This window comes from Fulvivirga ligni (genome assembly GCF_021389935.1).
In the GTDB taxonomy this organism is placed as follows: domain Bacteria; phylum Bacteroidota; class Bacteroidia; order Cytophagales; family Cyclobacteriaceae; genus Fulvivirga; species Fulvivirga ligni.
Genome location: NZ_CP089979.1, coordinates 2,260,651 through 2,274,366 on the forward strand (window position 1 = coordinate 2,260,651; position 13,716 = coordinate 2,274,366).

Annotated in this window: 15 protein-coding genes; 12 read left to right on the plus strand and 3 right to left on the minus strand. The window is 36.8% G+C overall.

Annotated features, from left to right (window positions below):
• Positions 1–145 precede the first annotated feature (145 nt).
• The 4 genes from LVD16_RS10030 (at position 146) to LVD16_RS10045 (ending at position 3,837) form a co-directional block, all read left to right on the plus strand.
• The gene (locus LVD16_RS10030) at positions 146–949 is read left to right on the plus strand and encodes a M57 family metalloprotease (protein WP_233773799.1); all 804 of its coding nucleotides are present in this window, start codon (positions 146–148) and stop codon (positions 947–949) included.
• Between the two features lie 321 nt (positions 950–1,270).
• Positions 1,271–2,071, plus strand: a complete 801-nt coding sequence (locus LVD16_RS10035) for a M57 family metalloprotease (RefSeq protein ID WP_233773800.1) — start codon at positions 1,271–1,273, stop codon at positions 2,069–2,071.
• A gap of 273 nt (positions 2,072–2,344) precedes the next feature.
• On the plus strand, positions 2,345–3,142 hold the full coding sequence (locus LVD16_RS10040) for a M57 family metalloprotease (protein ID WP_233773801.1): 798 nt from the start codon (positions 2,345–2,347) through the stop codon (positions 3,140–3,142).
• A 170-nt stretch (positions 3,143–3,312) separates the two neighbouring features.
• Positions 3,313–3,837, plus strand: a complete 525-nt coding sequence (locus LVD16_RS10045; RefSeq protein ID WP_233773802.1) for a YceI family protein — start codon at positions 3,313–3,315, stop codon at positions 3,835–3,837.
• Between the two features lie 70 nt (positions 3,838–3,907).
• Here LVD16_RS10045 and LVD16_RS10050 read toward each other — a convergent pair whose 3' ends face one another.
• Entirely contained in the window at positions 3,908–4,546 is a 639-nt protein-coding gene (locus LVD16_RS10050) for a YceI family protein (RefSeq protein ID WP_233773803.1), read from the minus strand.
• A gap of 179 nt (positions 4,547–4,725) precedes the next feature.
• Positions 4,726–5,214 (minus strand): hypothetical protein, encoded by a 489-nt coding sequence (locus LVD16_RS10055; RefSeq protein ID WP_233773804.1) that lies wholly within the window; start codon positions 5,212–5,214, stop codon positions 4,726–4,728.
• Positions 5,215–5,445: 231 nt separating this feature from the next.
• Here LVD16_RS10055 and LVD16_RS10060 point away from each other — a divergent pair, with 231 nt between their 5' ends.
• From LVD16_RS10060 to LVD16_RS10070, 3 genes are all read left to right on the plus strand, one after another.
• The gene (locus tag LVD16_RS10060) at positions 5,446–6,441 is read left to right on the plus strand and encodes a DHH family phosphoesterase (RefSeq protein ID WP_233773805.1); all 996 of its coding nucleotides are present in this window, start codon (positions 5,446–5,448) and stop codon (positions 6,439–6,441) included.
• A gap of 62 nt (positions 6,442–6,503) precedes the next feature.
• The gene (locus tag LVD16_RS10065; protein WP_233773806.1) at positions 6,504–6,893 is read left to right on the plus strand and encodes an RDD family protein; all 390 of its coding nucleotides are present in this window, start codon (positions 6,504–6,506) and stop codon (positions 6,891–6,893) included.
• Positions 6,894–7,382: 489 nt separating this feature from the next.
• Positions 7,383–8,036: a hypothetical protein gene (locus LVD16_RS10070; RefSeq protein ID WP_233773807.1), complete on the plus strand. Its 654-nt coding sequence runs from the start codon at positions 7,383–7,385 to the stop codon at positions 8,034–8,036.
• Positions 8,037–8,869: 833 nt separating this feature from the next.
• On the opposite strand, the gene LVD16_RS10075 is transcribed toward LVD16_RS10070, so the two are convergent.
• Positions 8,870–9,304: a hypothetical protein gene (locus LVD16_RS10075; protein WP_233773808.1), complete on the minus strand. Its 435-nt coding sequence runs from the start codon at positions 9,302–9,304 to the stop codon at positions 8,870–8,872.
• Between the two features lie 400 nt (positions 9,305–9,704).
• On the opposite strand from LVD16_RS10075, the gene LVD16_RS10080 reads away from it, so the two are divergent.
• From LVD16_RS10080 to LVD16_RS10100, 5 genes are all read left to right on the plus strand, one after another.
• Positions 9,705–10,157, plus strand: a complete 453-nt coding sequence (locus tag LVD16_RS10080; protein WP_233773809.1) for an ankyrin repeat domain-containing protein — start codon at positions 9,705–9,707, stop codon at positions 10,155–10,157.
• Between the two features lie 2 nt (positions 10,158–10,159).
• Positions 10,160–10,972 carry a hypothetical protein gene (locus LVD16_RS10085; protein WP_233773810.1) on the plus strand — a complete coding sequence of 271 codons (813 nt, stop codon included), beginning with the start codon at positions 10,160–10,162 and terminating at the stop codon, positions 10,970–10,972.
• Between the two features lie 395 nt (positions 10,973–11,367).
• A complete protein-coding gene (locus tag LVD16_RS10090; RefSeq protein WP_233773811.1) occupies positions 11,368–11,925 on the plus strand; it encodes a hypothetical protein in 558 nt (185 codons plus the stop codon).
• A gap of 74 nt (positions 11,926–11,999) precedes the next feature.
• On the plus strand, positions 12,000–12,413 hold the full coding sequence (locus tag LVD16_RS10095; protein ID WP_233773812.1) for a YybH family protein: 414 nt from the start codon (positions 12,000–12,002) through the stop codon (positions 12,411–12,413).
• An 87-nt stretch (positions 12,414–12,500) separates the two neighbouring features.
• The gene (locus LVD16_RS10100) at positions 12,501–13,709 is read left to right on the plus strand and encodes a threonine aldolase family protein (protein WP_233773813.1); all 1,209 of its coding nucleotides are present in this window, start codon (positions 12,501–12,503) and stop codon (positions 13,707–13,709) included.
• The last annotated feature ends 7 nt before the right edge of the window (positions 13,710–13,716 follow it).

The window sequence follows — 13,716 nt, forward strand, 5'->3', positions numbered from 1 at the left end:
ATTATTAAATAATTATCAGATTACTTTCTAATATTTATCATTTTATTACATGATTAATTTAATGTTAATAAAGCGATTTTTATTGGGCTAAACCTTTGGCTACCTTGCGGCTGCAGAAATGCAATTCAACCTAAACCAAATTTTTATGAAATCAAACATTTTCAAAGCAGGGATGCTTTCTGCATTCCTACTTGGTAGCGCTATGGTTTTCACTTCTTGTGAAGATGCTACCGAAGCAACCCCAGAAGTAAATCAAGGAGACGAAATTTCTGCATCTGTTTTGCAGAGATTGGAAGATTTACAATTCAATACCGAAGGTATTAAAAAAGTGGGTGATGATTACCTTGTAGAAGGTGATATGATCATTACTCCTGAGGCATTAGCTAATATGGCTGAGCCTACTATTGTGGAAGGTCCACAAGGAGAGCAGTACAGAACTTATAACCTGGTAAGTACTCCTAGAACTATCAGAGTTAGAGGTTATGGTCTTAATAGCACTATGAGTCAAGGTCTTGATATGGCCATTGCTAATTATAATGCTTTAAACATCGGCTTAACTTTCGTTAGAACTACTGGTAGCTATGATATTCTTGTAAGAAGTTCAGGTAGCGGTGCTGGTGGTGTAGCTGGTTTCCCTACAGGAAATGGTGCACCTTACAACAGTGTTAACGTTTATCCTGGTACTGCTAGCTACGGTGTAAATGTGGTAGAGCACGTAATGACTCACGAAATGGGTCATTGCTTAGGTCTACGTCACACAGATTATATGAACAGATCTTATAGCTGTGGATCAGGTGGTAACGAAGGTTCTGGTGGTGTTGGAGCAGTTAACATCCCAGGTACTCCTACAGGTATCGATTCGCAGTCTATCATGCTATCTTGCTTCAGCGCTAATGAGGACGGTGAGTTCTCTTACTATGACAGAGTAGCTTTAGAATATTTATATTAATAGTTTAACCCATCATTAATCATTGAATTGTATTTCTGCAAGCCAGAGCGTTAGCTCTGGCTTTTTTGCTTGTGTAATTAATTACTCCTGTTTAAAGTAATTACCTTTTTTTATAAAGCATTCTGACTTTTTTAAAGGATGCAATATCTTATATAAAATTGTGACCTACTGAGGATGAAATGATTAGCATATTCTGATGAATGCATGATGTAATTTTCATGCCGTATCTGCCAAATGACTTTTGTGATGAAAGTGGTTTTAAAAAGGCGTTTGAAATGAATATTTTATTTCAAGTTTATTTTTAACCTAAACCATAAAGTCATGATAAAAGTATCATTGAAATCCGGACTCGTAATTGTAAGTCTGGTAGTTGTCAACTTCATTTTCTCCTCATGTTCAGATCCTGCAGTGGAGGAGCCTGTTATGTCGCAAAACGATATTCCTGAATCTATTATTAAGAAACTGGAAGAACTCCATTTTGATACTTCTGATATAATGCGGCATGGAGATGATTACTTGGTGGAAGGAGATATGGTTTTTTCTGAGGAAATGATTGACGCCCTTTATGAAGAGACTATTAGTGACGTAAATGGCGAACATTATTATTCATGCACGGCAGGGATTGTTTCTCATCCAAGAGTAATTACTATAAGGGGTTATAGTCTAAATAGTACTATGAACAGTGCTTTAAATCTCGCCATATCCAGATACAATGCATTAGGACTGGAAATTTCCTTTCTTCGAGTTACGGGTGCTGCTGACATAACTGTATACAGTAGTGGTAGTGGTGCAGGTGGCGTGGCAGGTTTTCCTTCAGGGGGTAATCCATATCCTTATATCAATGTTTTGCCTGGCACTACCAGTTATGGAATGAATGTAACTACTCATGTTATGGTGCATGAAATTGGTCATTCTATAGGTATTAGACATACTGATTGGTTTAATCGTTCTTATAGTTGTGGATCAGGTGGCAACGAGGGTGACGGAGGTGTGGGTGCTTGCCATGTTCCTGGCACACCTACAACTTATGACAGCCGATCGGTTTTTCTTTCATGTTTTTCAGCAAATGCTACTGGGCAATTTTCATATTATGATGAGATCTTATTGCATTACTTGTACTAAACATGTTAATGGAATAAAATGAGTGTAATAAATCACCATTATTTAAAGTCATAAACCATCATAGGTCAGGAAATCTCATAAAAGATGATATGTATAAGATTACTTATTTTCATAAATCACTTACTATCATCTTTTTATATTTTTAGAGAGGTGATTCCATGTAATTTTGGTTAATTCTTGTGTGTATGATTTTTGAGGGAAAATTCGATTTCAATTGGTTTTTTGATTAGGTACCTTATTATCAAATTATTTTACAACCTAAACCAAAAAACCATGATGAAAAAATCATTCAGATCTGGTATGGCATTCCTATGTCTTGTGGGATGCAGCTTTCTAAACTTTTCTTGTAATGATCCTGCTGCCGAAGAGGTAGAAGTAAACAGAGAAGAAATTCCGGAATCCATCATTCAAAAACTTACGGAGCTTCACTTTGATACTTCTGATATTATGAGGCATGGAGACGATTATCTCGTAGAGGGTGATATGATATTTAGTCCTGAACAGATAAATCAGTTGTACGAAGATAGAATCGTAAATGCTAAGGATGAGCAATACTATACTTGTAATACAGGTATTGCTAGTTCAGGGACTATTACTGTTAGAGGTTATGGTCTAAATAGCACTATGAGCACAGGCTTAGATTGGGCCATTGCTAACTATAATCGAATAAATTTAACTATTCAGTTAGTTAGAGTAAATGGTAGTGCTGATATTACTGTGTACAGTAGCGGTAGCGGTGCTGGTGGTGTAGCTGGATTCCCTAGTGGAGGAAATCCATATCCATATGTAAATGTGTATCCCGGTACTGCTAGTTATGGTACTAATGTGGTAGAGCATGTGATGACTCACGAAATTGGTCACTGTCTTGGCCTTAGACATACAGACTGGTTTAACCGTGCTTACAGCTGTGGTTCTGGAGGTAGTGAGGGTACAGGTAGCTATGGAGCTTGTCATATACCTGGGACTCCAACAGGTGTAGATCCTAACTCAATTATGCTTTCTTGCTTCAGTGCCAGCGAAGATGGAGAGTTTTCAAATTATGACGTTATCGGGCTGCAGTGGCTATACTAATCCACTAGTCTGATTTAGAGATAAGAAGCTGTTTCAGAGGTGATTAAGTTTTTTTCCTGATGAAGCAGCTTCTTTTTTATTTAATTAATGTTTGAACATTGAATTAATTTTTCTAACTTCGTTTTATAATAATGTTTAAACATTGATTTTGAAATTTAAAGAATTATAAAATGGAAACTCTAGTTAAAACTACATGGGCGATTGACCCAACACACTCTGAAGTAAGCTTTAAAGTAAAGCATATGATGATCTCCACCGTAACAGGACATTTTGAAAGTTTTAGTGGTACAGTAGAAACGGAAAATGAACAATTTACAGATGCTAATGTGGAATTTACAATTGATGTGGATTCTATCAATACCAAAAATGCAGACAGAGATGGTCACTTAAAATCTGAAGACTTCTTTGCTGCTGATCAGCATCCTAAAATTTCATTTAAATCTAAGTCTTTTGATGGTTCTACTTTAGTGGGAGACTTGACTATCAGAGATATAACTAAGGAAGTGGCTTTAGATGTAGACTTTAACGGAGTTGCTGTAGATCCTTACGGACAGACCAAAGCAGGCTTTGAGGTAGAGGGCAAAATAAACCGAAAAGACTTTGGTTTATCATGGAGCGCAGTAACGGAAGCAGGAAATATTGTGGTTTCAGATACTGTAAAGCTGGTAATGAGCGTTCAGTTTATTAAGCAGTAAATGAAAGTTACGGTTTTGATGTAAACAAAGAGGTTGTATCCATATTAGTTTGATACAACCTCTTGTTTTATTATTTCTTCTCGAAGTTGATTTCAGCTTCTAAAGCCACTTCACTCCATGTTTTGCTTACACCGTCAGGACCAGTGTGCAGGTCTTTGCAAGCATTGTTAATTGATTCTACCGCTGCAGTAGCATCCCAATCTTCCAGGTTCATTACACCTTTAAAGCTATAGTAAGTCTCTGACGTTACTTCATAAGTGAAAGGAACACTCACTGTTTTGTCATTTAAAGTAATGTCTACCACGCAGGTTTTGTCATCATTTAATTTGAAAGTTCCAGATATGGCATCAGTATTTGCCATAGCTCCGAAGAAGTGCTCTATAATTTTTGGATCTCTTGTACCTGTAGCATCATTGGTAAATAAGCTTTTTACAGGGATATTGAATTCAGTTCCATCTAAGGCTTCCAACGGCGTGGCGGCTTCCTTAGTATTAGAGATTTCTACGGTTTTAAAAGTACCGCCAACAGGTTTTTTCTCAGTGGTCTTGTAGGCTGTAAATTTAACTTCCGCTGACGACTTTATCAGTGAATACTGTGTAGCGGTAGCTGTAGTATCTTTTTCTGAAGTGTCGGCATCTTCTTTCTTAGGTGAGTTACAGCTGGCAGCTACAACTATGAAGCCTAGAAAAATCATTGATAATCTTTTCATGTGATCTGATTTTGAAATGATAGTTTATGAATAATAAGCGATATGACTTGGTAAGTCTTATTACGCAAAGCTATTTCATAAAAATGATCATCAATATTATTTGGTCATATAAATGGTCAATTTTATATCAGTCGGGCATGAGGTGGATCAGTGGAACTATAAATCGATTTTTGGTAGGCTTAAAATGCATAGCCGAAGGAGAGGCCGCTGTATATCGGTATGTAGGAGCCACAGCAACCTACAGGTGCTACCCAATATATCCGAAATAGTAATCCATTTTTTAAATTCTGGTACCTGTAGCCTATGATCAGCTGCATGCCATTATCAAAATTTGCATCTTCTTCATCATCCATGTCAAATTGCCCCGCATCATAATTCATTAAATAACTTGTGCCTATCTCAGCACCTGAAGATCTGCCGAAAATATAGCTCAGTCCTAGGTGGGAAGACATTTTAGTGAAGCTATCAACGCCTCCAAAACCACCTCGTAACGTAACACGATTCAGTCTGGAGAGAGGAAGGGTTCTTTCGTAGGCCGCACCTATACCAATTACTACAGGTCCGCCTATTTCTAGCATAGCAGCATTTTTTCTGGGGAAAAGATCATCTTGGCTAAAGGCTGTGAGCTGCAGTGCGACGCATGTGATAAGTAGTAGTAGCTTTTTCATGGTGATGGTTTTGGCTCTATTCAATTGTGAGCAAGGTTGTAAACGTAATGATTATAATTTGTATGTTCTTTAGACCTTCATTTTATACAAATGGTTGGAAAAGTATAATTAGAAAATTAAGATTTATCCTCCATCGCCTGAGGATGGCAATTAATTGGTATCTTCGAGGCTTTGTTTTTTGGTGGCATGGGTAGAAGATGGCCATCATTATGTATTAATCAGAATCGTTAAATGAGTATTTATAAAGAAATAGAAGCAGAAATATTAAATGCTTCAAACATCGTAATCACCGCACATAAATCACCAGATGGAGACTCCATTGGTTCTTCTCTGGGGCTTTTACGCTTTATCCAGAAGTTCGGTAAGGAAGCTGCCGTTTGTCATCCAGATCCGGCGCCTGGTTTTTTACATTGGGTAGATGTATCGGCCATTATTCCAATGTCAGAGCAGCCTGAAAAAGTGGTGGAGCGGATGAATAATGCTGATTTGATTTTCTGTTTAGATTATAACAGTGCGGACAGAGTGGGAGAGGATATGCAGGTGCTTTTAGAGAATTCAAAAGCCAAAAAAATAATGATTGACCATCATTTAGATCCGGCTGATTTTGCTGATATCATGGTGTCAGAGGTTACTGCTTCATCTACCAGTGAGCTTATAGTAGAGCTGATTGTACATTCAGGAAATGAGAGCCTTTTGGACGAACAGATAGGTATACCGCTATATTTGGGCATACTTACAGATACAGGAGCTTTTAGATTTTCATCAGTACGGCCACGAACCCATGAGATTTTGGCCATTTTACTAAAAGCGGGCGTAAGGCACCATCTCATCCATGAAGTAATGAACGATAATAATACGCTAAGCAGATTAAGACTTCAAGGTTTTGCGCTCAGCGAGAAGCTGGAGGTATTGGACGCATATAAAGTGGGCATAATTGGGCTTAGTAAAGAGGAACTGGAGAAATACAGCTACCAAAAAGGAGATACTGATACCTTGGCTAACCAGATATTATCCATCAAAGGCATGAAAGCAGGTATAGTTTTTACAGAAAGAGATGGCATGATTAAAATATCTTTCAGGTCTAAAGGTGATAATCACGTGAACATGCTCGCCGCCGAGCACTTTGATGGCGGTGGTCATGCTAACGCTGCTGGTGGTAGAAGTGATCTATCAGTAAATGAAACTATTGAGAAACTGAAAAGGTTGGTGCCGGAGTATTTTGGGTGAGTGAGTTGAAAAAAGTAGCATTAAATTTATAAGAATGCTGATATAGTATATATTTTCATGAAATGAATCAATACGCCAAGCTCGGAACAAGATTAGCCTGTCATTTAGGTGATTTGATCATTATCCAAATCATAGTGTTGCCACTATATATGCTCTTAGAGTTTATGGATTGGTTAATTGATTATGAGTTGGTGACAATGGTGGTATGGGCGGTTTATTCGACCATTATGAATTCAGGAAGGCAAAAGGGGACGTATGGTAAAAGATTAATGGGAGTAAAAGTGGAAACGGAGGATGGTGAACGGCTAAACTTTGTGCAGTCACTGGTAAGATATATTCTGGGTTTTCTCTTATTCGGAATCTTTATAGGAATGCTGCCAATCTTCTTTAATAGTAAGAAGAAGGGGCTTCATGATATAATGATGGGGACTGTGGTTAGGTATAGGTTTTAGATGAAATTAGGACATCCAATTGTGAAAATTCTTAAAGTCATATTAGTAGCTATTCCTTTGTTTTTTATAGGAGTTATCACAGCATATGTGCTTGAATCATTTTTTAGAGGGGTTATTCAAGATATTTTCATGTGGTCGACTTCAGGAAAAATTAAATTTATTGGTAAAGATTTTCATTTGTTTCCACACGCTATGTATCTCGTAGCTTTTGGTCTAGGTATTCTGATTTTATTTTTTGAGAATAGGCTTAAAGCGGATGGGGAAATTTTTAAGCATGTAGTTCTGAATCTTATTGTTTTTTTCTGCTGCTTTAGTAATCATAGCATCTATAGATGCGAATTTAAAAGTAGTCGAATGCACACTTTGTGATGATGGAATAAGACAGTTGCATTGGAATGAAGTTAATTATGAACTGATCTTAACTTTAAGTGTATCGGCCTCACTTTTACCCAACTTATTAAGGATCATAAAACAAAGGTCAAGTCTAAATTGAAAGTCGGCATCATTATCATATTGATTTCTATTACATGTGGCATAGTTCACTCTCAAGGGATACCGAATGATACGGTGAGCTATGGTATACGAGAAGAAACGTTACGTTTTAATAAATTCTTCAGGCCGTTTGATTCCATTAATGATTCACTGTTGGTTAGAATATGGGTGTCAGGCCATTGGTTTTCTTCGAAATTTGTAGAGTTTCGCTTGAATAAAAATTCTGATATATGTTTTAGAAGAGGATTTATTGACTATGAAACAGATAGTATAATTACACTTCCATTTAAATCAGATTCTTTAGACTATATTTTCAATAAATTGATTGAGAATCATGTATTGACCCTTCCCGATGAAAAGAATGCAGAAGTTACAATACAGAAAAATGGTAAAAGTTGGCTCATGCCATATGATGGTAAAGAGCGCATAATAGAGTCGCAAAGGGGAGATTTATTTATCATTGAAATCTATAATGTTCAAGATTACAGAGATTATGGCTATACTGCTCCAGTAGAACTTTATCAGGCTTTCAAGAGAAATAATTACGAATGTAAAGACTATTACTTCATTAATAATATTGCTAACAGTATCTACGAAGATTTAAAAATTATAGATTTAGTAAGGGCACAGATTAAGTTACATAAGGAATAACCAAGCCAATATGAACTCAATACCTACTTTCTTTGACCAACTTAACTACCGGTTTTTCTTCCGATATATAATTCCTATTTCTTGTGTTATCCTATGCATACTAGCTGGCAGTGATGTCATAAATGGTATTGATACAATTAATGTAGTGGTAGGCGCTTTCGGATGTTATCTTATAGGATGGATTTGGTTGTTTATGTATGCTAAATACAAGCTAATGACTAGTGCTGACAATAGACTCAATAAATCTAAGAGGATAAGCTTAAATGATATTATGTCGAGTAAGTTCATGAACTTGACTAATTACGAGAAAAGCGTTTTTTATGCTTGGTTGGTATTTATATTCAGAGTTATACTTCTAATAATTAACTGATTGCCGGAGTCATCAGAAGGGATGCGAGATTACGGGCACACCGGACTCAAATAGTTTATACAAGAATTAGCTTATGCAAAGTCATCCTGAGGCACTCGAAGGATAGACTTTCTGCTTACTGAGAAGACCCTTGCAGCAAATCTTAGATTCAGAATGCCTGACGCTATTTGAAGTTTCATTTGTAAACCTAACTTGTTTAGGCACCTGACCGTCTACTCTTCGAGAACCTCAGAGTGACTCTTTTCGTGGTTTAATTTATTGATATCAGGTAAGGATTTTTAAAACCAATTGCATCCTGAAATTATCAAAGTCATCCTAATGTCCTCGAACAATAGACTTTCTTCTTCTAGTGCAGGTTTGCAGTTCTAAACCGGCGGATCCTAGAGTGCCTCAGAGAGATTTTATCTGAATTCAGTAGATAAGGCTGTCAAGAGGGATATGTGGATGCATCTTACCTTCAAACTTAAATATAGGTACTGCTATCTTCTTTGAATTGACAGTATTCTATATTTCCTGCAAATGAATTTGAATAATAGAGTGTGTCAAAACCTAATATTTTATATCTCAGCAATGTTTTATAGTCACCCGTTGGAGCTTTTGACATAAGGCTTAGGCTTTGTCCTTTTTTAAGATCAATTCCGTCATAACTATTACCACACCAACTCAGAGGCCAATATTCTATAGGCAGCCATTGATTGTTTTTATTTAAAGCTTCCATGGTGCAGATAAGGGCATTGTCTTGAGTTTGTAGCGGGATCGAGTCATCAGAATGATGAATAATATCAATTCGTAGAATTGTATCCTGATTTAATAAGGATACAATAATTGAATCCCCAGATATATGCGAGAATTCATCTGCTGATTGTATATTTTGATCGTAGTATTTAGCTTCTCTCATCAAGCCCTCGTTGCAAGTATCAATCGCTACTGGGTGATTATTCTTGTTGCAAGAAAATAACAATGCGGTCAGACAAATGAAGTTGATTACTTGAACTTAATCATAATACAATGATAACCAGGTCTTGGTGAGAAGTCACAGCATTAGATACAAATTATTGGTATGTGCTGAACGAAGTATATTTTCCTAAAGAAATTTACGATCAAGATCTATTCGACGGATAATTTAAACAACAGTTAAAATAGACTTATATTTTACTTTTGCGCAGTACAAATTTTATGGTAAAATTAGTACTGGAAGAGTGATTCGCGTATATGGATATCTATGGTTATTCTAATTCCATATTTACCTATTCAGAATTCTGGATGTGAAACGAATATAACTGTCGATAATATTTAAAATGGCATTGTTCAATTTTCTTCGAAAAAAGTCCTCTAAAGAGTCAAAATCCGCTATTTTAACTGAAATAAATGAGTTAGATCTTTTTGAAAATCAACTTAGCAGTGATCAATTTCTTCTTAAAGTTGGCCAGCTCAGTGATATTAATAAGAAATTTCAAAAAGGATTCAACTTACTACATTTTGCCGTCGAGTTTGGAGAATTGAAATTAGCGAAGGTATTACTTGAGAGAGGTATTAATATTAATGATAAGAATGATTTTGGAAACACACCCCTTTGGATAGCTACCTTTAATGCCAGAGGTAGCTATGAAATGGTTGACCTACTTCTTTCTCATGGTGCAGATCCGTATTTAAAAAATCATGCAGGCCGTTCTCCAGTTGCATTTGCGAAAATCATTGAAGATAAAATACTGATTGAGAAGTTGATAAAAAACGATTTTAACCAACTATAGAGATGAGTAGATCAAATTGGTCTAGTGAGAAAATTTTGCAAAGACTTCAGTTAAACAAAACGAAAACAACTTATTGGGATAACATTCAAGAATTGAGAAATAGACCTGATGAAGAAATTTTTCAAAAGGTGTATGACTTTTCGCAATCAGAGAATAGAAAGAAACGTATCATAGGAATTGATGTTTTAGCTCAGCTAGGTCCAGGGCGTCCATATTACAAGCAGAATATTGAGTTGTTTTTCAATCTTTTAGGTAATGAGAAAGATAATGATGTGTTAATATCTCTCCTCTATGCTATTGGACATAACAATGATTATTTACATGCAAATGAAATCAAAAAAATGGCCAATTTTAAGTCTGTTGATAATGCTGCTGTGCGGAAAGCTCTTGTTTTTGCACTGCTTGGCGTGGATGATGAGTTAGCAATAGATGTATTAATTGAGTTGTCCACTGACAAAAGTTCTGAGGTAAGAAGTTGGGCTACCTTTGGCATTGGCTCGCAGGTTGAAGTAGATAATGACAAGATTAGAGAAGCTCTATGGAATCGAGTGAATGACAAGGATCAAGAAACAAAATTGGAGGCAATTGTTGGATTGGCTGAAAGAAATGATCTCCGTGTAAAGGAAGTGATTAAACGAGAGTTGATTGATGGAGAATACGGAAAAATATTATTTGAGGCTATTGAGCTCATACATGGGGTTGAATTTATTCCCTTGCTAAAAAATAATCTCAGCTCAGGGAAGAATACTTCTGGGGTAGAAGCTGAATGGCTGAAGGATTTAGAAGAATTAATCGCTAAGTTGGAAAATAAGTAAAGAGTTTTTACACAATGTGATACATCACTGAAGTTTATCCATTCGATGGCTCTGAGCCATCGGATGGATAATTGAGCAACAGTTAAAATAGCCTTATATTTTACTTTTTGCGCAGTACAAATTTTATGGGTAAAATCTGAGCTGAACTTACGGGCTTACCATTTTTCATGGAGGAGTAATTGTTGCGACCTGGTAAAAGGTGTTTTGAAGCGTATCTCCCCCAGTTAGTGAGAGGTAGAGTTAATTTTCCATTTTCGTCGATCTTTTCTCCCATTTCAATTGTGTATATGGATTTTTGATCAGATGAAAATGGTCTACCCTCCATTCAGAAAATTTACTCTCTCACACATAACCAAATCATTAGGTTTATAACTTCAATCATTAGATATTAAGGCATGAAAAAAATGTTAATATTATTCGTGGGGATGTTATTTATCACCTCTGCATATGCTCAGCTTAAAGAAGGACAAAGCTTTTGTGATGAGAATGAGGATGGGAGCTATTTTCCGCTGATTTTTAAAGAGAGGAAGATATTTTGGGTTAACACCTATTACACTGAAACTAAGATTGGTACAAAAGAACTCAATGGAAGGACCTATTTTGAATATGCACAAACCTGGGAAAATGGAGCTGTAGATACATTGTATCTTCGGGAGGATGAGGGTGTGATATATCAGTATGCAGCCTGTTGTGAAGAGGAGACTATAAGGTATGATTCTAAGTTTGAAAAGGGCCACCAATGGAAAAATATGAATGGTGGTAAGTATAAGATAATAACCTATGACGGTACCTTAAAAACAAGACTTTGTGAATATAAAAACCTGATGGTTATGGAGGCTGACATGGGCGATGTGATTTTTCAATTTTACTACCTCAGAGGTCACGGTTATGTTGGTGCTACCGTAGATGATACTGTTATTTCGTTCGCTACTCCAACCTTCGATCTGGATTAAGAGTATTATCTAATGACTGAAAATTGCTAGATAACCCGTTTTATTAATGCTAGTATATCCAAAATCAACAACTAATGAATAATCCTCAAGACTTTTTCACTATCTATTCTAAAGCTGCCTGGAATAAGGATGTAGGTGAAATGACAGCCCTATATCATGATGATGTGATCATTTTTGACATGTGGAATGACGCTTATAGTATAGGCATAGAGGCATGGTCTGAAGTTATCAAAGACTGGCTGGGTTCATTGGGCGAAGAACGAGTTAAAGTCATTTTTGAGCAAGTAAAGGTCAGGGGAAATGAAAGTACTGCTTTTGCTAGTGCTTTGATTGGCTTTCAGGCCATTTCTAAAGACGATAATGTGATCAGGAGTATGAAAAATAGAGTGACTGTTGGCTTTGTTTATGAAAATGGGGCCTGGAAAGTGGCACATCAGCATACGTCTTCACCCATCAATTCTGAACTTAAAGCCATTTTGAGTTTCTGATTGAGTTATCATTTAGCAACCTAGTTCACAATCGAATCTCCTAATTTTGATTCGTACATTTCATCATTAAACTAATCCACTTGAACCATGACCAATACCAAAGACAATAGAAGAGATTTCCTAAAAAAGAGCAGTCTTTCTGCGCTGCCTTTTCTGTTTCCGGTAATGGGTAAGGATAGTTTGAATGCCGACAAATCGAAGACCTCAACTCAGTTTGTAAAAGGTAATAAGCCTGTGGTGAATTTTGTGCTTGATGGACTACATTTCTCACCGGGTGAATATTTGCACAAGCTTCAGGAGATCAGTAAAACAAAGGCCATTGAACCTGACTTTTATGGAGCAGGAGGGGCTACCAAACAGCTGGAAGAGCAATTTGCTCAACTCACCGGCAAAGAAAAGGCTATTTATCTTCCTTCAGGTACTATGGCTAATCAATTGGCTATTAAGCTGTTGAATGGAAATAGTACTAAAGTGATGGTGCCGGAAAATTCTCACATTTACAGAGATGAGGCTGATGCAGCACAGAGTGTGCATGGCGAGAGATTGATGCCTGTGGGAGAGGGAAAACCATATTATGACCTCAAAGATTTACAAAGTACTATTGCTTATTCTGATAAAAACGAGGTGTTCAAGAGTGGTTTAGGTACGGTGGTGATAGAAAACCCCGTAAGACGCGCTGACGGTGCTTATGTGCCCTTAGAAGTCATTAAAAATGTTTCTAAATACTGTCAGGATCATGACTATAAAATGCATTTGGATGGTGCTCGCATCCATATTGCCTCCGCTTTTAGTAATGTATCGGTTGCTGAGTATGCCTCTTATTTTGATACCGTTTATATCTCTCTATACAAGTATCTAAACGCTGCAGGCGGAGCCATACTTTGTGGAGATGCTGCGCTTATTGATCAGATTCCTCACCTGATTAAGATCTATGGTGGCACCATGTATCAAAGCTGGACCAACACAGCTATGGCTTTACATTATTTTGAAGATATTGATTCCAAATGGGAAAAAGTAGCCAAAGTGGCACAACAGCTGATTGCCGACCTTAATAAAATAGAAGGCATTACCATTACAAGCATTCAAAATGGATCTAACATATTTGATCTTGTGCTCAGCAGTAAAGTAGACTTAAAAGCATTGGCCAACAATCTGTATTCCGAGCATGGCATATGGCTGGGGAGAGCAACTGATAAAGGCATTGTGAAATTTACCGTCAATGAAAGTTTATTAACTCGAGACTACAATGATATTCTAAGCGCCTGGAAGAAAGCGATGGATCAGGTGATTAAATAAGCTAGAT